The 18,507-nt window shown below is 69.9% G+C and carries 15 protein-coding genes; 4 read left to right on the top strand and 11 right to left on the bottom strand.

Annotated features, from left to right (window positions below; translation table 11 throughout):
• Positions 1–69: 69 nt before the first annotated feature.
• The 6 genes from groL to mmsB all read right to left on the bottom strand — a co-directional run bounded on the left by groL (position 70) and on the right by mmsB (position 5,930).
• The gene (gene groL, locus ABD883_RS02925) at positions 70–1,695 is read right to left on the bottom strand and encodes a chaperonin GroEL (RefSeq protein ID WP_247423340.1); all 1,626 of its coding nucleotides are present in this window, start codon (positions 1,693–1,695) and stop codon (positions 70–72) included.
• A gap of 274 nt (positions 1,696–1,969) precedes the next feature.
• The gene (locus tag ABD883_RS02920; RefSeq protein ID WP_137318905.1) at positions 1,970–2,173 is read right to left on the bottom strand and encodes a cold-shock protein; all 204 of its coding nucleotides are present in this window, start codon (positions 2,171–2,173) and stop codon (positions 1,970–1,972) included.
• A gap of 302 nt (positions 2,174–2,475) precedes the next feature.
• Positions 2,476–3,063 (bottom strand): LytR C-terminal domain-containing protein, encoded by a 588-nt coding sequence (locus ABD883_RS02915; RefSeq protein ID WP_137318904.1) that lies wholly within the window; start codon positions 3,061–3,063, stop codon positions 2,476–2,478.
• Between the two features lie 2 nt (positions 3,064–3,065).
• Positions 3,066–3,359: a DUF3263 domain-containing protein gene (locus ABD883_RS02910; protein ID WP_137318903.1), complete on the bottom strand. Its 294-nt coding sequence runs from the start codon at positions 3,357–3,359 to the stop codon at positions 3,066–3,068.
• A gap of 152 nt (positions 3,360–3,511) precedes the next feature.
• Positions 3,512–4,978, bottom strand: coding sequence for an aldehyde dehydrogenase family protein (locus ABD883_RS02905; protein ID WP_217494909.1), 1,467 nt, complete (start codon positions 4,976–4,978; stop codon positions 3,512–3,514).
• A 55-nt stretch (positions 4,979–5,033) separates the two neighbouring features.
• On the bottom strand, positions 5,034–5,930 hold the full coding sequence (gene mmsB / locus ABD883_RS02900; RefSeq protein ID WP_137318902.1) for a 3-hydroxyisobutyrate dehydrogenase: 897 nt from the start codon (positions 5,928–5,930) through the stop codon (positions 5,034–5,036).
• A gap of 186 nt (positions 5,931–6,116) precedes the next feature.
• Here mmsB and ABD883_RS02895 point away from each other — a divergent pair, with 186 nt between their 5' ends.
• On the top strand, positions 6,117–6,797 hold the full coding sequence (locus tag ABD883_RS02895) for a uracil-DNA glycosylase (RefSeq protein WP_137318901.1): 681 nt from the start codon (positions 6,117–6,119) through the stop codon (positions 6,795–6,797).
• Here ABD883_RS02895 and ABD883_RS02890 read toward each other — a convergent pair.
• Together ABD883_RS02890 and ABD883_RS02885 are read right to left on the bottom strand one after the other, a co-directional pair.
• Positions 6,762–8,852 carry a threonine/serine exporter family protein gene (locus tag ABD883_RS02890; RefSeq protein WP_345029664.1) on the bottom strand — a complete coding sequence of 697 codons (2,091 nt, stop codon included), beginning with the start codon at positions 8,850–8,852 and terminating at the stop codon, positions 6,762–6,764. The genes ABD883_RS02895 and ABD883_RS02890 overlap by 36 nt on opposite strands.
• The gene (locus tag ABD883_RS02885) at positions 8,849–10,120 is read right to left on the bottom strand and encodes an amidohydrolase (protein ID WP_247423344.1); all 1,272 of its coding nucleotides are present in this window, start codon (positions 10,118–10,120) and stop codon (positions 8,849–8,851) included. The genes ABD883_RS02890 and ABD883_RS02885 overlap by 4 nt, the downstream gene beginning before the upstream one ends.
• 28 nt (positions 10,121–10,148) lie before the next feature.
• On the opposite strand from ABD883_RS02885, the gene ABD883_RS02880 reads away from it, so the two are divergent.
• Together ABD883_RS02880 and ABD883_RS02875 are read left to right on the top strand one after the other, a co-directional pair.
• Positions 10,149–11,225, top strand: a complete 1,077-nt coding sequence (locus tag ABD883_RS02880; protein ID WP_247423345.1) for a ketopantoate reductase family protein — start codon at positions 10,149–10,151, stop codon at positions 11,223–11,225.
• Positions 11,222–12,016 carry an SGNH/GDSL hydrolase family protein gene (locus ABD883_RS02875; RefSeq protein ID WP_345029662.1) on the top strand — a complete coding sequence of 265 codons (795 nt, stop codon included), beginning with the start codon at positions 11,222–11,224 and terminating at the stop codon, positions 12,014–12,016. The genes ABD883_RS02880 and ABD883_RS02875 overlap by 4 nt, the downstream gene beginning before the upstream one ends.
• Before the next feature lie 18 nt (positions 12,017–12,034).
• Here ABD883_RS02875 and ABD883_RS02870 read toward each other — a convergent pair whose 3' ends face one another.
• A complete protein-coding gene (locus tag ABD883_RS02870) occupies positions 12,035–13,345 on the bottom strand; it encodes a hemolysin family protein (protein WP_345029660.1) in 1,311 nt (436 codons plus the stop codon).
• 40 nt (positions 13,346–13,385) lie between these two features.
• Positions 13,386–14,876 (bottom strand): NCS2 family permease, encoded by a 1,491-nt coding sequence (locus tag ABD883_RS02865; protein ID WP_345029659.1) that lies wholly within the window; start codon positions 14,874–14,876, stop codon positions 13,386–13,388.
• A gap of 274 nt (positions 14,877–15,150) precedes the next feature.
• On the opposite strand from ABD883_RS02865, the gene ABD883_RS02860 reads away from it, so the two are divergent.
• Positions 15,151–16,317: an SPFH domain-containing protein gene (locus ABD883_RS02860; RefSeq protein ID WP_247423347.1), complete on the top strand. Its 1,167-nt coding sequence runs from the start codon at positions 15,151–15,153 to the stop codon at positions 16,315–16,317.
• A gap of 352 nt (positions 16,318–16,669) precedes the next feature.
• Here the strand turns inward: ABD883_RS02860 and ABD883_RS02855 are convergent, their stop codons facing one another.
• Positions 16,670–18,304, bottom strand: coding sequence for an HNH endonuclease signature motif containing protein (locus ABD883_RS02855; protein WP_345029658.1), 1,635 nt, complete (start codon positions 18,302–18,304; stop codon positions 16,670–16,672).
• Positions 18,305–18,507: the final 203 nt, after the last annotated feature.

The following is an 18,507-nucleotide window of genomic DNA, read 5'->3' as shown; positions in this document are numbered from 1 at the left end:
AGTGGGGGCGAGGTCGCGTGCGACCTCGCCCCCGTGCCGACCGGAGTCAGCGCTGCTGTGCGTGCTGGATCAGAAGTCCATGCCGCCCATGCCGCCGTCGGCTCCCGGCATCGCCGGAGCGGGCTCCGGCTTGTCGGCGACGACGGCCTCGGTGGTGAGGAACAGCCCGGCGATCGAGGCGGCGTTCTCCAGCGCGGAGCGCGTCACCTTGACCGGGTCGTTGATGCCTGCGGCGAGCAGGTCCTCGTACTCACCGGTGGCCGCGTTGAGTCCGTGACCGGGCTCGAGGTGGCGCACCTTCTCGGCCACCACGCCCGGCTCGAGGCCGGCGTTCGTGGCGATCTGCTTGAGCGGGGCGTCGATGGCGACCTTGACGATCTGCGCACCGGTCGCCTCGTCGCCGGTCAGCTCGAGGGTCTCGAACGCGGTCTTGCCCGCCTGGATGAGGGCCACGCCGCCACCGGCGACGATGCCCTCCTCGACGGCCGCCTTCGCGTTGCGCACGGCGTCCTCGATGCGGTGCTTGCGCTCCTTGAGCTCGACCTCGGTCGCGGCTCCGGCCTTGATGACTGCGACGCCGCCGGCCAGCTTGGCCAGGCGCTCCTGCAGCTTCTCGCGGTCGTAGTCGGAGTCCGAGTTCTCGATCTCGGCGCGGATCTGGGCCACGCGGCCGGCGATCTCGTCCGAGTCGCCCGCACCTTCGACGATGGTGGTCTCGTCCTTGGTGACGACGACCTTGCGGGCGGTGCCCAGCAGGTCGAGGGTGGCGTTCTCGAGCTTGAGGCCGACCTCCTCGGCGATGACCTGTCCGCCGGTGAGGATCGCGATGTCGGCGAGCTGCGCCTTGCGGCGGTCGCCGAATCCCGGGGCCTTGACGGCGACGGACTTGAAGGTGCCGCGGATCTTGTTGACCACGAGCACCGCCAGGGCCTCGCCCTCGACGTCCTCGGCGATGATGACCAGCGGCTTGCCCGACTGCTGCACCTTCTCGAGGACGGGGAGGAGATCCTTGACGTTCGAGACCTTCGAGTTGACGATGAGGATGTAGGGGTCCTCGAGCACCGTCTCCTGGCGCTCCGTGTCGGTGACGAAGTAGCCGGAGATGTAGCCCTTGTCGAAGCGCATGCCCTCGGTGAGCTCGAGCTCGAGGCCGAAGGTGTTCGACTCCTCGACGGTGACGACGCCCTCCTTGCCGACCTTGTCGATCGCCTCGGCGATGAGCTCGCCGATCGCGGGATCACCGGCGGAGATGCCGGCGGTCGCAGCGATCTGCTCCTTGGAGTCCACGTCGACCGCGGACTCGAGGAGCTTCTCCGTCACCGCGGCGACAGCCTTTTCGATGCCGCGCTTGAGGCTGAGCGGATCGGCACCGGCCGCCACGTTGCGCAGGCCCTCGCGGACGAGCGCCTGAGCGAGCACCGTGGCGGTGGTGGTGCCGTCGCCGGCGACGTCATCGGTCTTCTTGGCGACTTCCTTGACGAGTTCCGCACCGATCTTCTCGTACGGGTCCTCGAGCTCGATCTCCTTGGCGATGGAGACGCCGTCATTCGTGATGGTCGGCGCTCCCCACTTCTTTTCGAGCACGACGTTGCGACCGCGCGGTCCGAGCGTGACCTTGACGGCATCGGCCAGGGTGTTGAGCCCGGTCTCGAGTCCGCGACGTGCTTCTTCGTCGAATGCAATGAGCTTTGCCATAGTGGCTGGGGTCCTCCCTGTAACGGGGTGGATTGTCGATCTCGTCTCCGCAGCGCCCGCGACGGCCGGGCTTCGCTCCGCTGATTCCCTTCCACAGCGGCGCTGGGCCCTCTTCGCGGAGCCGAGTCACACCAGTACTAGATTTAGCACTCTCCCCCACCGAGTGCAAATGCCCCGGTGCGGTTCCCTCCCGGCAGCGTGCGCCGGGAGGGAACCGCACCGGGGCAACAGAAAACCGGAGGTCGAAACCCCCGGTTCACCGTCTGTCGGCCGATCAGGCCAGAGTCACGGACTCCGCCTGCGGACCCTTGTCGCCCTGGCCGACCTCGAACTCGACCTGCTGGCCCTCTTCCAGCGAACGGTATCCGTCCATCTGGATCGCGGACCAGTGGACGAAGACGTCCTGCTCGCTGCCGTCAACGGTGATGAAACCGTATCCCTTTTCGGCATTGAACCACTTGACAGTACCTTGCGCCATTATTTCTCCAAAACAGCTGTGAGCGCGCGTGATGCGCATTGAATCAGCCCCTGAAACTTCGAGATGACGCCGATACTTCATTCACCGCCGGTGCTGTGCACGCGGCTGAAAACTTCTACCGGAAGCCACGACGGGCCTCAGTTGACTGCTCCCCATCCTAGACGCGCACCCGGAGGAACACAAGCCGCCTTGATGAACATTCGGAGAACCGCCGCATCCGGACCCACTTCAGGACAAGCGGGCTTGCCGCGAAACGGACGGAGTCGGCCCAGGTCAGGGCTATGAGCGCGGGGATCCGCGGCTCAGGCGCCGGGGTCCTCCGCGGCCCCATCGGCAGTCGGCGGATCGTTCGCGATGTCCGAGCAGACGACGACGGTGATGTCGTCCGTGAACTCCTCGGACTCCTCGACATCGGTGACCCCGAGCAGCTCGGCGAGCGCCTGCGCCTCGGCCTCGAACTCCGGATCGGAGTAGTGGATCGAGGACACGGTGTCCGCCGTCGTGTGGTTGCCGACCTGCGCCACGGTCCAGCCGGCGCCCTCGACGGCCTCGCCGAAAGCGGAGCCCGCGCCGGACACGCCCGAGGCGTTGAGGACGGCGACCGCGGCCGTCTTCTCCACCGCGTCGATGTCGACGGAGGGCTCCTCAGTCGTTTCCTCGCTCGTGGGCTCGGCGGTAGCGGTGGGCTCGGCGATCTTCTCCTCCGGGTCGCCCGCCGAGGTGCGGATGATGTTGATCGCACCGAACACGAGGAGCAGCGCGGCGATCGCGAGGATCGCGATGAGCGCGAGCGCCCCGGCCTGCGAGGTCGGGCCGCCGTCGCGCCGATGCGCGCCCTTCCTGCCGGTCGCCGGCAGGTCGTCGAACTCGTCCTTGGGGTAGTCGGCCACGGTTACCTCGCGATCCGGGCCTGTGCGCGGTGGCGCTGTCGACTGTCACGGATCCGCCGCAGTCGCTTGATGAGGATCGGGTCCGCGACGTAGGCCGCGGGGTTCTCGAGCAGGGAGTTCAGCACCTGGAAGTACGACGCGGCGGACATGTCGAAGCGCTCGCGGATCGCGTGGTCCTTCGCTCCGCCGTAGGTGTACCAGCGGCGCTCGAACTCGAGAACCGCGACTTCGAGCGTGCTGAGCTCGCCGTGCGGTGCATCACCGCCGCCGTGCGCGCCCGACTCCACGTGCGCCATGCCACCTGCCTTTTGTTCGGATGCGGCCATTCTACCCGGAATCACATCGATGTGGTTCGCTCCACCGGTGCCCATGTGCCCGGATGACCGGGATGAGCGGCGGTCGCTCGCACACCGCCCGACTCGGGACGAGCGTGCGAGCGGCCCTCGGCTCAGCGGATCTTGACGTTGATCTGCTTGATCTGGGTGAAGCCCTCGAGCATGCCCTCGAGCGAGGCCTCGCGGCCGAACCCGGAGGTCTTGTACCCGCCGTAGGACTGGCCGACGACCTGCCCGCCGCCCTGGTTGATCTGCACCCAGCCGGACTCGATCCGGTCCGCCATCCGCAGCGCCTTGTCGATGTCGCGGCAGAACACGAAGGCTGCGAGCCCGAAGTCGCTGTCGTTGGCCATCTCCACGACCTCGTCCTCGGTGGTCCACGGGATCACCGAGAGGACGGGGCCGAAGATCTCCTCCTGGCTCGTCTTCCACTCGTTCTTCGCCTTCGAGAACACGACCGGCGCGTGGTAGAAGCCGGGCTCGCCGACCTCGAGGTCGTCCGCGCCGTCGTAGGCGATCTCGACACCGTCCATCGACTTGCCGAGCTCGATGTAGTCCGCGATCTGCCGGTGCTGCTTCTCATTGATGACGCAGCCGATGTCGCTCGCCTCGTCGCGCGGGTCGCCGACCTTCATCCCCTTGATCCGCTCGACGAGCCTGCCGAGGAAGTCGTCGTAGATCTCGGTATGGAGGAACAGGCGCGAGCCCATGGTGCACGACTGGCCCTGGCGGGCGAACCGGGTGGCGAGGAGCACCTGGTCGAGCACGTCATCGGTGTTCGAGTCCGGGAAGATGATGTTCGGGCTCTTGCCGCCGAGCTCCATCGAGGAGTGGGCGAGGCGCTTGCCGGCGACCTCCGCGACGTGGCGGCCGACCCCGGTGGACCCGGTGAAGGACACCTTGTCGACGTCCGGATGCTGGACGAGCGCCTCACCGATCACCGAGCCCTTGCCGGTGACGACGTTGAAGACGCCGGGGGGCAGGATGTCGCCGATGATCTCGGCCATCTTGACGATCGTCAGGGGCGCGTCCTCGGCGCTCTTGAGCACGAGGGTGTTGCCGGCGGTGAGTGCGGCCGGGGTCTTGAACGCCGCGATCATCAGCGGTGAGTTCCACGGCAGGATGCCAGCGACCACACCGAGCGGTTCGCGCTTGGTGTAGTGGAGGTCGCCGTCGCCGGCCGGCAGGGTGACGCCCTTGACCTCGCCGGCGACGCCGCCCATGTAGCGGAACAGGTCGACGAGCACGCCGGTCTCCGGGCGGGCCTGGGTGCGGATCGCGTTGCCGGTGTCGAGCGCGGTGAGCTGGGCGAGCTCCTCGGTGGCCGACTCGAGCGCGTCGGCGCAGCGGAGGATGAGCTTCTGGCGCTCCTTGAAGTGGAGGCCGGCCCATGCGGGGAAGGCCGCGCGGGCGGCGGCGACGGCGCGGTCGGCGTCCTCGGCCTTGCCGTCGGGCACGGTGGCGACGACCTGGTTGCGGTCGATCGGGGTGATGACGTCGGTGCGGGAGCCGTCGGCGGCATCGACCCATTCGCCGCCGATGTACATCTTCCAGTCCTTCGGTGCTGGGAAGTCGGTCACAGTGTTCCTCTCGTAGCGTGCGGGCCCGGAGCGCTTCCGGGTGCGGGGCGCGGGTTCAGGACGGGAAGGTCCCGTCGACGATCTTCTTGACGATGGAGCAGTCGCGGTCGCCGGCGCCGGCGTCGGACACCTGCTGGAGCATCTCCTGCACGATGGTGCCGAGGACGAGCGGGGTGTCCGTCTCCTCGGCCGCGGCGAGGGCGAGCGTGATGTCCTTGTTCGCGAGGTCGGCGGTGAAGGTGGGGGCGAAGTCGTTGTTCGCCGGGGAGGAGTCGACGACGCCGGGGTACGGGTACCAGGTGCGCAGCGGCCAGGAGTCGCCCGAGGACACGCTGGCGATCGAGTGGAACACCCGGTGGTCGAGGCCCAGGCGGTCGGCGAGCACCGCCGCCTCCGAGGTCGACACCATGTTGATGAAGAGCATGAGGTTGTTGCAGATCTTCGCCGCCTGGCCGGTCGTCGCCTCGCCGGTGGCGATGATGTTGCCGGCCATCGGCTCGATGAACGGCCGGGCCTTCTCCACCACGTCCGGCTCGCCGCCGACCATGAAGGCGAGCGTTCCCTTCTGCGCCCCGGCGATGCCGCCGGACACGGGGGCGTCGAGGAACTCGAAGCCGGCCGCGGCCGCCTCGTCGTGCAGCGTGCGGGCCGAGGCGACATCGATCGTCGAGCAGTCGATGAGCAGGGTGCCCGGGGCCGCGTTCGCGAAGATCCCGTCGGGCCCCTGGTAGGCGGCGAGCGCGTGTTCCCCGCGCGGCAGCATGGTGAACGCGATCTCCGCACCTGCGAGCGCCTCGGTCGAGGACCCGGCGGCGATCACGCCGTCGGCCGCGGCGGCCTCGAGGGCGGGGGCGGAGAGGTCGAAGCCGCGCACGGTGTGGCCGGCCCCCACCAGGTTCGCAGTCATCGGGTGGCCCATGTTCCCCAGGCCGATCCAGGCGATTGTCGCCATCACATCCATCCTTCCGCAGCATCGGTTCGACAGTGCACTCGCCTCCGAGCATATCCGTCACCGGAGCACCCGGTCACTCCCCTGCGCGGACCGCCTGCGCACAGCCGCTGTGCACGCCGAACGCGAAGAGCGCACCGGCCATGTGCCTTGTGGGTGAGGCACTACCGAGGCACTACCCTGTGAGGCATGCCCGACACCCCGCCCCCGCTCTCGCAGATCATGGCCGCCGACTGGGCCGCCGCACTCGCACCCGTCGCAGGCGACATCCGCCGGATGGGCGACTTCCTGCGAGCGGAGAACGCCGCCGGCCGCCACTACCTGCCGGCCGGCGACCAGGTGTTCCGCGCCTTCGTCGAACCGCTCGCCGACGTCCGGGTGCTCATCGTCGGCCAGGATCCCTACCCCACCCCGGGGCACCCGATCGGTCTGTCCTTCGCCGTCGCGCCCGAGGTGCGGCCGCTCCCGCGGTCCCTGCAGAACATCTACACCGAGCTCGAGGCCGACCTGGGGATCCCGAAGGCGGCCTCCGGCGACCTGCGGCCTTGGGCCGAGCAGGGCGTCATGCTCCTCAACCGCTGCCTCACGGTGGCACCCGGCGCACCCGCCTCGCACCGCGGCAAGGGATGGGAGGCGATCACCGACCGCGCGATCGAGGCGCTCGCCGAGCGCGGCGGGCCGCTCGTGGCGATCCTCTGGGGGCGCGACGCGCAGGCGCTAGGACCGCGGCTCGGCGACGTCCCGATCATCGCCTCACCGCACCCCTCGCCGCTGGCCGCGTCCCGCGGGTTCTTCGGCTCGCGCCCATTCAGCCGCGCGAACGCGGAGCTCGAATCACGCGGCGGGCGCGGGGTCGACTGGCGGCTCTGAGCGGCGCTTGTGCATGCCGAGCGGGCGGGCGAGGAAGTTCCCGAGCACGGCGCCGACGGCGAGCGCGGCGTTCGCGGTGACTGCAGTGAACAGCGAGGACAGGCCGGCGGACAGCGGCATCGCGTCCTGGGGCTGCACGATCTCGTAGACGGCGGAGAAGATCGACAGGCCCTGGAGGAGCGGGAAGATCGCCGGGATGAGCATGACGATCGCCGGCGCACCGCGCCACAGCGCGATCGGGCGGCACAGGAAGCCGACGACGGTCGCCGCGATGAGACTCGTGATGATGGTGCCGAGCCCGATCACGCCGAGCCCGGTCAGCGCGAAGAAGCCGATGAGTCCGACGCCGGCGGCCGGCAGGATGATCCGGCGGGCGGCCTGGTTGCCGATCGAGCCGCAGGCGGCGACGATCGAGGCGGCGATGAGCGAGATGATCGTCGACAGCGCCTCCACTCCCCCGGACTCGACGACGATCTCGATCGGCGAGAGTCCGATGAGCATCCCGACCCGGAGCCCGAGCGCGATCCCGGAGACGATGCCGGCCATTGACATGAACACCTCGACGGTGCGGCTGGCGGCGGTGAGCGGGAACTTCGTCAGCGAGTCCTGCACCGCGGAGAACAGGCCGAGCGTGGGCAGCAGGAGCACGATCCCGCTCGCCACGAGGTACTGCGGACCGGCGATGAGGTCGAAGGTCCAGGCCGTCATCGCGACGAGGGTGGTGAACATCGATTGGGCGGCGATGGTGAAGAACGGCGGCATCCCGGTCCGTCCCAGCAGGGCGCCGAACCGGTCGTTGACGATGGCCATGATGAACCCGAGGAACGAGGCGATGTAGCCGCCGCCGAGCAGGAGGACGAAGCACCCGGCAAGGAGGCCCCAGGCGACGGTGACGAAGGTCTCGCCGTAGGGGCGGCGCTGCCGGCGGATCGCGTCGATCCGTTCGCGGGCCTCGAGGTAGTCGATCTTCCCGTCGGCCATGTCGGACACGAGGGTGTGGACGGAGGCGAGCTTGGCGAAGTGGATGGACTCCTCGCGGTTGACGCGCATGACGGTCATGAAGGTGCCGTCGGGGTTCGCGTAGTGCACGGTGAGCGAGTTCGAAGTGAGGTCGACCTCGACGTCGAGCAGCCCGAGCGAGGTGCAGGTGGCGATGACGGACACCTCGACGTCGGCGGACCCGGCACCGGCGCGGAGCATGATCGCGCCGATGTCGACCGCGAGGTCGAGGATCATCCGCGCCTCCTCCTCGGTCTTCACCACGGTGGCGACCAGTGCCTGGTAGGGCGTGCCCTTGAGCGCGGCGATGATCGGGATCGGTTGGGTCGACGGCGAGTTGTCGGTGACGATGCGGCCGACGGCCTTGCGGGCGATCTTCTCCGCGACGCGCTTGGAGTTCGCACCGGCGGGCCGGGTCAGCTCGATGAGCTTCTTCGCCCGCCGGCTCACCGGCTTCTCGTCGTGCGAGCGCGGGGTCTCGGACTCGGCGGGGCGGGAGCCCCGGGGCGCGGAGTCGACGGCGACCTCGACGAACTCCGGCGGCGTCTCCTCACCGCCGGCGGCCTCGGCCCCGCGCGCCCCTGCGGGCTCTCCGGAGCCGTCGGCGTCCTCGGCCTCGCGGGCGACGGAGGCGGTGACGGAGTCCGCGGAGGACTCGACGGCAGCGCCCCCGGCCCCGGTCTGCGGTTCGGCGACCGGCTGCTCGGAGGGCTGCGGGATCGGCGAGCCGGCGTTCGGCGTCGCGGTCGTCGTGCCCCCGGCCGGGGTCTGGGTGGTCGGCTCGCCGGATTCCGCGGCCTCATCGCTCGCACCGGATTCCGCGGCCTCGGCGGCGAGCTGCGCCTCGGCGGCGTCGAGGGCGGCCTCGGCGGCGGCCTCGTCGACGTCGTCCGCCGGGGTCCCGCCGGTCACCGTCGAGCCCTGCGAGGTCCTGGGCGCCCCGACCTGCGGGATGCCGCGGGCCGGAGTGTCCGCCTCCGGGTCGACCGGGGGCTCGTCAGCGGCCGGTTCGGCGGTGACGGGGATCTCCTGGGTGTCGTCGTCCTCGTTGGTCATGGCAGGTGGATGTAGGTCTTCCCGAACGGGTCCGCGACCCGCGCCTCGCCGGTCTCCCAGTCGTGCGTATAGACCTCGCGGCCGTCGACGAACACGTGGGCGGCGCGGGACTCGAGGGCGAGCGGATCGCCGGACCACACGACGACGTCGGCGTCCTTGCCGGGCTCGAGCGAGCCGAGGCGCTCGTCGAGGCCGAGCATGCGGGCGGGGTTGATGGTGAGCGCCTCGAGCGCGGTCACCGGGTCGAGCCCGGCGCGCACGCACAGTGCGGCCTCGTTGATGAGGAGGTCGATCGGCACCACCGGGTGGTCGGTGGTGAGCGCGATCCGCACGCCCGCGGCGGCGAGCACGGCTGGAGTGCTCATCGCGCGGTTGCGCAGCTCGATCTTCGACCGGGAAGTCAGCAGCGGGCCGACGATGACGTCGACACCCTTCTCCGCGAGGTAGTCGGCGATGAGGTGGCCCTCGGTGCCGTGGTTGACGACGAGCCGGTAGCCGAACTCCTCGGACAGCCGGATCGCGGTGGCGATGTCGTCGGCGCGATGGCAGTGCTGGTCGAAGGCGAGCTCGCCGCGCAGCACCTGGCACAGGGTCTCGAGCGCGAGGTCCTCGTCGTGGATGACGCCGAGCTCGCGCGCCTCCTCCTTGTGGGCGGCGTAGTTCCGGGCGGCGACGAACGCCTCGCGGATGATCCGGGACACGCCCATGCGCACCGAGGGCGTCTTCTGCTGCCGACCGTAGACGTTCTTCGGGTTCTCGCCGAGCGCGGCCTTGACCGACACCGCCTCGCTGATGAGCATCTCGTCGACGATCCGCCCCCAGGTCTTGATCGCCGCGGTCCGCCCGCCGATCGGGTTGCCGGAGCCGGGCTTGATGACGGCGGAGGTGACGCCGCCGCGCAGGGCATCGCGGAAGCCGACGTCGGCGGGGTTGATCGCGTCGAGGGCGCGCAGCGCCGCCCCGTTGGGGTTCGTCTTCTCGTTGACGTCGTTGTCCGCGTCGGACTCCCCCTCCTCGTGGAGGCCGAGGTGCCCGTGGGACTCGAGCAGGCCGGGGGTGATGAAGCCGCCGGCGGCGTCGACGGTGCGCACGCCCTCGGGGATGGTCACCCGGGCGGCGGGGCCGACGGCGGTGATCCGCCCGTCGGTCACCAGCACGGTGCCGTTCTCGATCGGCTCCGCGCGCTGCTCGCCGGCGGCGACGGGGACGACCGTCCCGCCGGTGATCGCGACGGTCGTTCCGAATCGGACCGGAACAGGCTGGTACATCGCCGTCCTCCTTGGCTAGCGTGGGCGTATGAGCAGGTACATCGTGATCGGCGCCGGCGCGATCGGCGGGGCCATCGGGGCGGCGTTCGCCGACTCCGGCACGGAGGTCGTGCTCGTCGCCCGCGGGGACAACGCCCGGGCGATCGAGTCCACGGGATTGCGGTTGCGGAGCCCGGACCGGACCATCACAGCACATCCCACGGTAGTCCGGAAACCGGGTGAGGTGGTCCTCGGCACGCACGATGTGCTCATTCTCGCCACGAAGACCCACCAGGCACTCAGCGCGCTCCGCGACTGGACCGACGAGCCCGTCCACGACACCGCCGGGGCCGTCGTCGGGACCGCCGGGGAGCGCCTCCCGCTCCTCCTCTTCCTCAACGGCGTCGAGGCCGCCCGGATCGCCCCGCGCTGGTTCGCCCGCGTGTGGTCGACGACGATCTGGCTGCCGGCCCTGCACACCGAGCCCGGCGAGGTCGTCGTGCGCATGCACCCGGCGCTCGGCGGGTTCTTCACCGGCCCCGTCACCGCCGCCGCGCGGACCGACTCGGTGCTCGACGAGGTCGCCGCGGACTTCCGAGGTGCCGGCTTCGAGTTCGTGCCGGTCGAGGACATCGCCGAGCACGCCTGGGCCAAGCTCCTTTCGAACCTCGCGAACGGACTCGACGCGATCCTCGGCCCCGGGGCGGATCTCACCGAGCTCGCGCGGGAGATGCGCACCGAGGCGAAGGCGGTGTACCGGGCGGCCGGGATCGAGTACTTGTCGAACGGCCCGGCACGGTACGGGATCGCCGATCGCCTGCAGATGGGCGAGGTGCCCGGCGTCGAGGAGTTCGGATCCTCCTCCTGGCAGTCCCTGGCGCGGGGCACCGGGTCGATCGAGACCGACTACCTCACCGGGGAGATCGTGCGGCTCGCCCACGCCACGGGCGCTGCCGCTGAGCGCTGCGCGCTCGTCTCCCGCTGGTGCCGTGCGCTCGCCGCCGGCTCCGACCTCGGCGGGGAGATCCCGGCCGGGCAGGCCGAGCGGAAGGCCGCGCTCGAGGCGGCGTTCGCGCGGTTCCCGGACGCCGGGGAGCCTCCCACCCCGAGTAGGATCGCCCCATGATCGAACGCATCACCAGCTACGTCGCCATCGGCGATTCCTTCTCCGAGGGCCTCATGGACCCCTCCCCCGACGGCACCCCGGACCGGTTCCGCGGGTGGACCGACCGGCTCGCCGAACAGCTCGTCACGAGCCCCGTCGGCTCCGAGGACCTGCGGTACGCGAACCTCGCGATCCGCGGCCGGCTCGTCGACTCGATCATCGAGGAGCAGGTGCCGCGCGCGCTCGAGCTCGCGCCGGATCTCGTGTCGATCGTCGGCGGCGGCAACGACTGCATGCGGCCGGGCACCGACATCGACGCGATCGCGGCGAAGTTCGAGGAGGCGGTCGTCGCGCTGCGGGAGGCCGGCATCGCGGTGCTCATGGGCAACGGCTACGACACCCGCCGGGCGACCCCGCTCATCAAGCAGCTCCGGCCCCGGGTCGCGATCTACAACTCCCACCTGTGGTCGATCGCTCAGCGCCACGACTGCACGATGCTCGACATGTGGGGGCTGCGGGACCTCTACGGCCCGGAGATGTGGGCGCCGGACCGGATCCACCTGAGCCCCGCCGGGCACGAGCTCGTCGCCGACCAGGCGCTCGCCGCGCTCGAGCGCGCCCCGCTGCCGAGCGCCGGGGTGCACATGCCCGACCGGCCGAACCGGCCGATCCGCACCACGGTGGCCGAGGAGGCGCACTGGGTGCGCGAGCATCTGGCGCCGTGGGTGGGCCGCCGGCTGCGGGGCGCGAGCTCCGGGGACTTCGTGCAGGCCAAGCTCCCCGAGCTCGTGCGGGTGCGGCCGGAGGAGTGACGGGTCCCGCGGGGGGATTCAGGGTTCGGGCGTGTCCAGCGGCGCATCGCGCGGCTCGATCCGCACCCGGGCGACCCGGCGGTCGTCCATGGCGACGACGGTGAGCGCGGCGTCGTCGGTGGTGACGGAGTCGCCCTCCTCCGGGATCCGGCCGAGGAGTGCCATGACGAGCCCGCCGACGGTCTCGTAGCCGCCTTCGTCGGGCAGCTCGACGCCGGTCTGCTGGCTCGCCTCTTGGAGGATGAGCCCGCCGTCGACCTCGCTCACCTCGCCGTCGCGGTGGACCGCGTCGTCGACGGTGAGTGCGGCATCGTACTCGTCGTAGATCTCGCCGACGAGCTCCTCGAGCAGGTCCTCCATCGTGACGATCCCGTCCGTGCCGCCGTACTCGTCGACGACGAGGGCGATCTGGTCGCCGCCGGCGCGCATCCGGCTCAGTGCGCTGAGCACCTCGACGGTGCCGGGCAGCGCGGGCATCTCGCGCACGATCTGCGCGGCGGTGATGGCCTCCGGGTCGTCGACGTGGAGCAGGTCGCGGACGTGGAAGAAGCCGAGCACATCGTCGTAGTCCTCCCCGGTCACCGGGTAGCGGCTGTACTGGAGGTGCCGGACCTGGGCCCGCACCTCGGCGATGGTCGCAGCACCCTCGACGAACTCGACGTCGGGGCGGGGCTTCATCACCTCGACGACGGTGCGCTCGGCGGCCTCGAACACGTCGTGGAGCACCTTGCGGTCGAGCGCATCGAGCTCCTCCGAGCTCGACACCATGGCGCGGATCTCCTCGGTCGACACCGCCTCGCGGTTGACGTGCGGGTCGCCGCCGAGGAGCCGGATCACCGCGTTCGTCGACACCGACAGGAGCCAGATCACCGGGCGCATGAGCCGGCCGAACACGACGAGCGGGGGCCCGACGAAGCGGGTCATCGCCATCGCGTTCTGCATCGCCAGGCGCTTGGGGACGAGCTCGCCGAGCACGAGTGAGAGGTAGGCGATGATCAGCGTCATGACGACGAGCGCGACGGTGGCCGCGGCGGCGTCGGGGATGCCGATCCCGGCGAGCAGCGGGGCGAGGTCCGGGGCGATGGTCGAGGCGCCGTAGGCGGAGGAGAAGAAGCCGGCGACGGTGACGCCGATCTGCACGGCGGACAGGAACTGGTTGGGGTTGCGCACCATCTCCGCGGTGCGCCGGCCGCGCGGCCCGGATTCCGCGAGCCGGGTGATCTGGGATTCGCGGAGGTTGACGATGGCCATCTCGGTGCCGGCGAAGAGTCCGCCGATGAGCACGAAGAGGAGGACGAGCCCGAGGTTGACCAGTGTTGTCGGATCCATGGCTCCAGCCTAGAGGCGGCGGCGCCGGGCCGGGCGCCGCTCAGCTGCCGAGCGCCGCCTGGAGCGGGCCGGAGACGAAGTACACGACGAACAGGGCGGCTGTGACGTACATCAGGGCGTGCACCTCGCGCCCCTTGCCGCGGAACAGCTTGATGACGACGTAGGTGATGAAGCCGGCGCCGATCCCGTTGGTGATCGAGTAGGAGAACGGCATGAGGACGATGGTCATGAACGCCGGGATCGCGATCTCGACGTCGGCCCAGTCGACGCGCACGATCTGCTGCATCATGAGGAAGCCGACGAGCACGAGGGTGGCGGCGGCCGCCTCGGTCGGGATGACGGCGGCGAGCGGGGCGAGCACGATCGTGGCGAGGAACATGATCCCGGTGACGACGTTCGCCAGGCCGGTGCGCGCGCCGTCGCCCACGCCGACGGTCGACTCGACGAAGCCGGAATTCACCGAGGTGGAGCCCATGCCGCCGCCGATCGCGCCGAGCGCGTCGGCGACCATGATGCGCTTCGACTGCGGGATCTCGCCGTGCCGGTCCTTGATGTCGCCCTCGTTGGCGATGCCGACCATGGTGCCGAGCAGGTCGAAGAAGTTCGCGAGGAGGAGGGTGAACACGGCGAGCGCGGCGGCGACGACGCCGACGTGCTGCCAGGAGCCGAGCAGGTTGAAGCTGCCGAGGAGGGACAGGTCGGGCAGCGTGAACCACTGCTGGTCGAGGGTGGGGACGGTGAGGCCCCAGCCCTGCGGGTTGGCGACCTCGCCGTCGGCGCCGGTCTTGGGGCCGATCCGGAACACCGCCTCGAGGACGAGGGCGAGGACCGTGGCACCGACGATCGAGTAGAGGATCGCGCCGCGGACCCGGGCGGCCCACATGACGAAGAGGGCGAGCAGGGAGATGAGGAACACGAGCATCGGCCAGCCGGTGAGGAAGCCGCCCGTGCCGAGCTCGAGGCCGGCGCCCGAGCCGCGGGAGATGAAGCCGGCGTTGATCATGCCGATGAGGGCGATGAAGAGGCCGATGCCGACGCTGATCGCGGTCTTGAGCTGGCCGGGCACGGCGTTGAAGATCGCGGAACGGAAGCCGGTGAGGACGAGGATGAGGAGGATGATGCCCTCGATGACGACGAGGCCCATGGCGTCGGCCCAGGTCATGCCCGGCAGCACGACGATGCCGTAGGTGATGAACGCCGACAGGCCGAGGGAGGAGGACACCGCCATCGGGAAGTTGCCGACGACGCCCATGAGGATGGTGAGGAGACCGGAGACCAAGGAGGTGGCGGCTGCGACGGCGGGCAGGTTGGGTTCGGTGCCGCCGCCGAGGAACAGGCCGGTGCTGTCGGCGGCCGCACCGATGATGAGCGGGTTGAGCACGACGATGTAGGACATCGCGAAGAACGTCGCGAGCCCGCCGCGGATCTCCCGGCCGACCGTCGAGCCGCGTGCGCTGATGTGGAAGAAGCGGTCGAGCGCGCCCGTGGGTGCGCCGCTGGGCTCGGTGGTGCGTGCCGGGGTGTGACTCACGGGTGCCGCCTCGTGGATAGTTCGGATGATTCGGTGGTGCGTGTGCTCGGTGGTGCGGGCGTGCAGTGGTGCGGGCGTGCGGTGGTGCTGGGCCGGTCGGGTGAGCGAGCCGGTGACGCGGGGATCGGGCAGGGGCACCGATCACGCGTTCAAGAATAGGCGAGGACGAATGCGGCTCGAACAGCGCCCGGCGGAGATGCACAGCACCCAGCGGAGATGCAGTCGACTTCGTTAGGGTGGAGGAAACCGACACCGACACCAAGGGGCACCCACTATGGACGCCGTCATCGGCATCGGCATCGCCGTCGTCGTCATCATCGTCATACTCATCGTCCTCGCCGCGCTGCTGTTCGGCGGCCTGCGCTCGAGCATCTTCTTCACGGTGCGCACGCAGGAGAACGTCATCGTCGAGCGCTTCGGCAAGTTCAAGAAGGTCGCGCGGCCGGGCCTCAACACCAAGGTCCCGTTCGTCGAGACGACCACGCGGCCGATCTCCCTGCGTGTCCAGCAGCTCGAGGTCAACATCGAGACGAAGACCAAGGACAACGTCTTCGTCACCATTCCCGTCGCCGTGCAGTACGTGGTGAGCGAGCAGAGCGTCGTCGACGCCTACTACCGGCTGGCGAACCCGGAGGAGCAGATCCGCTCCTACGTGTTCGACACCGTGCGCTCCTCGCTGTCGACGCTGACGCTCGACTCCGCGTTCGAGTCGAAGGACGACATCGCCTCGAGCGTCGAGCAGCGCCTGTCGGAGTCGATGGCCCGCTACGGCTTCCGGATCATCAACACCCTCGTCACCGACATCTCCCCCGATCAGCGGGTGCGCGATTCGATGAACTCGATCAACGCGGCGCAGCGTGACCGGGTGGCCGCCCAGGCGCTCGCCGAGGCGGACAAGATCAAGCGGGTTACCCAGGCCGAGGCGGAGGCCGAGTCCAAGCGCCTCCAGGGTGAGGGTGTGGCAGCGCAGCGGAAGGCGATCGCGATCGGCATCGCCGAGCAGTACGAGATGCTCAAGCAGGCCGGCATCGAGCGGACCGCCGAGCAGCTGCTCCTCATGACCCAGTACTTCGACACCATGCAGGACGTGGCCCGCAACGGACGGTCGAACGTACTGTTCCTCCCGTCGAACCCGGGCACGATCGGGGACATGACGACCGAGATCCGCAACTCGCTCCTCGCCGCGCAGGAGGTCGACCACGCCCGCGTGGGTGCCGAGGAGGACGAGGTCGATGAGGAGCGTCAGGCCGCAGCGAAGCAGCGCATGCTCGAGGAGCAGCAGCGCCGCCAGCGCGAGCTCCAGCAGGCGCGCGAGGCGCAGCAGCGCGCGCAGAGCCAGCAGGGGCAGCAGGGCCTCGGTCGTTTCGGCGGCCAGCAGGGTGGTCAGCAGGGTGGACCGGCGATCCCGCCCCGCCCGCCGTGGCAGAACCCGAACCAGTGATCGGATGAGGTTCGCGGGGCTGCGGTCGGTGAGCTGGTTCCGACGCACTGATCCCGACGCGCTGAGCCCCACGGAGTGAACCCCCTGGAGCAGAGGCCGTCCACCATCCGGTGGGCGACCTCTGCTGAGTCCGGTGGTTCGGTGGGAGGCAGGCACCACTGCCGATCGGCGGTGGCCGCGGCACACGGACGACTTCGATTCTGCTGATCAGCCCTCTCCGCTGATTCGCGCAAGCCTGCAGTCGTGGTTCACCACCGCACCGGCGGGGTCGGTCAGGCACGATCATCGGACACGCCGAGATCGAAGTCGGGGTCGAGGCCGGGCCCGGGCCCGGGGTCGAGGTCGGGGTCGTTCAGCCGACGAGCACGGGGAACCGGTAGGCGTCGATGGGCGGGAGCTGCCCTGTGGTGCGAGCAGTCGCGGAGTGCGCGGTGAGGTGCGCCCGCACGGTCTTCTCAACTCCGCTCCCCCGTATGTGTCCGGTCGAACTCGTGCCTGAGCGGATATCCGAGCCCTGACCCGAGCGCGAATCCGAACCCGTGCCCGTGGATCGCGGACGGATCAGCCGCACGACACGGTTGGTCGGCATCTGATCATTCGAGATGCGGTCATCCGCCCCTACACTCTGGGGCTCCGTCGACTCCACCGGCGCATCCCGAGGTGGAGGTTCGCCGCCCGCGAACTTCAAATCAGCGCTCTGTGACGGAGGTTCCCCTCGGCAGGGAGGCGCGGTCCGGGGCTGCTGGTGCGCTCCCCCGATCAACGGTGGAGTGGGCGCCTCATACCTGGCTCCGGTCGGGGTGGTGACGGCGAGCCGATCGGGGTCCGCTTCGTGCCTCCACCCCGGGTTCTCCTTCACGTAATTGCATGCCGCGCACAACCCCGAAGCATTCCTGAAATCTGTTGCACCGCCGCCGCGATGTGGCCTGGCGTGGTCGATGTGACGGATCGGAGCATCGCAGAACGGAGTCCTGCACGTGTCATCCCGCACCACGATCATCCGCCGCAGCAACCCGGCGAACTCCCGCCTGCGGGAATCCATCCCCACCAGACCACCCGACCCCGGAGCTGTATACAACCTGCGGAGAAAGACTTGGCCCTGCGGATCGGCGAGCATCCGCCGAGCAGCACCGGCAGGCACCGGACCATGGCCGGTCACCCACCCCGGAACATCACCATCAGCAAGAAGGGTGGAATCCGTCATCACCAGATGCACCTCGACCGGCACCGCATCCGCGGTCTCCTGCCCGGTGACCCGCTCGACGAGCAGATCCGCAGCGACCTGCCCTGCAGTCCGTTCCCCCGCCTCCCCCGTGCCCACCAGGGTGGCGGCAGTCTTCTGGAGGTTCGCGTACGCCGCGACGGCCTGGCGCAGCGGGAGCAGAGCGGTCAGATACGCCATCCCGCCCGGTGCCGGCCGGACGCTCACTCGACGCTCCTTCTCACACCGCGCCAGATGCTCGACCGCGGCCTCCTGATCGAGACGCTGAGCACGCGCCCGGGCTTCAGCGGCGAGCCGCCGCACCCCGAGGTGCGCCATCCTCCCGGCCATGAACCCATCGACCATCCGGCGCTTGTCCGCCGGCAGCCAGGAAGTCTCCCGGTGCAGGGTGTGGGCCTTCTCCTCCGACACCGCACCGGACTCGAGCCCCGCCAGCGCACACGGCATGTCGTCGATGAGCGTGCGGGACAGGGCGAGGAACCGAGAACCGCGCGCCGGGGACTCCCGGCGAGCCAACCCGACCTCCGCACCCAGACCCCGACACCGCTTCCCCGCCGGGACACCGCGTTCGGCCTCCGCGTCATAGCGCAACGAGTGCAGGGTGGCCGCAGCGTGGGCCTGCGCGGCCGCAGTTGCGGCCTTGAGCTCCTCGAGAGCGCGGATCCGCTCGATCGCATCCGCCTGGGACTCGACCTCGACCATGTTCGTGAGCGCACCGTGCAGAGCGGTGATGTCACCGGTGCGGAAACGGGGCTCCTCATTCATGACACCCACGCTATCGGCACCCACAGACACGGGCCCTGTACGCATGAAAGCCCAGGTCACCGGGGCGCCAGCGCGGGAGGCGCACCTTGGCACCCGGCAATGGTGGTGGGTGGGGACCTCAGCAACCGGGTGCTGTGGCGACACACACCCAGGACCATGGTGCCGGAACAGACGCACGTCTGAGCGGCAGCACGAGAAGAAGC

It is taken from the genome of Brevibacterium pityocampae (genome assembly GCF_039541555.1).
GTDB classification, from domain to species: domain Bacteria; phylum Actinomycetota; class Actinomycetes; order Actinomycetales; family Brevibacteriaceae; genus Brevibacterium; species Brevibacterium pityocampae.
The sequence above is the reverse complement of the archived record's forward strand: the minus strand, read 5'-3'. Positions and strand labels throughout refer to the sequence as shown.

Coding starts and splice junctions, on each gene's coding strand:
- ABD883_RS02875 (WP_345029662.1), top strand. CDS start 11,222: ATGATCGAACGCATCACCAGCTACGTCGCCATCGGCGATTCCTTCTCC.
- ABD883_RS02895 (WP_137318901.1), top strand. CDS start 6,117: ATGCCCGACACCCCGCCCCCGCTCTCGCAGATCATGGCCGCCGACTGG.
- ABD883_RS02870 (WP_345029660.1), bottom strand. CDS start 13,345: ATGGATCCGACAACACTGGTCAACCTCGGGCTCGTCCTCCTCTTCGTG.
- mmsB (WP_137318902.1), bottom strand. CDS start 5,930: ATGGCGACAATCGCCTGGATCGGCCTGGGGAACATGGGCCACCCGATG.
- ABD883_RS02880 (WP_247423345.1), top strand. CDS start 10,149: ATGAGCAGGTACATCGTGATCGGCGCCGGCGCGATCGGCGGGGCCATC.
- ABD883_RS02910 (WP_137318903.1), bottom strand. CDS start 3,359: ATGGCGCACGTGGAGTCGGGCGCGCACGGCGGCGGTGATGCACCGCAC.
- ABD883_RS02885 (WP_247423344.1), bottom strand. CDS start 10,120: ATGTACCAGCCTGTTCCGGTCCGATTCGGAACGACCGTCGCGATCACC.
- ABD883_RS02920 (WP_137318905.1), bottom strand. CDS start 2,173: ATGGCGCAAGGTACTGTCAAGTGGTTCAATGCCGAAAAGGGATACGGT.
- ABD883_RS02890 (WP_345029664.1), bottom strand. CDS start 8,852: ATGACCAACGAGGACGACGACACCCAGGAGATCCCCGTCACCGCCGAA.
- ABD883_RS02855 (WP_345029658.1), bottom strand. CDS start 18,304: ATGAATGAGGAGCCCCGTTTCCGCACCGGTGACATCACCGCTCTGCAC.
- ABD883_RS02860 (WP_247423347.1), top strand. CDS start 15,151: ATGGACGCCGTCATCGGCATCGGCATCGCCGTCGTCGTCATCATCGTC.
- groL (WP_247423340.1), bottom strand. CDS start 1,695: ATGGCAAAGCTCATTGCATTCGACGAAGAAGCACGTCGCGGACTCGAG.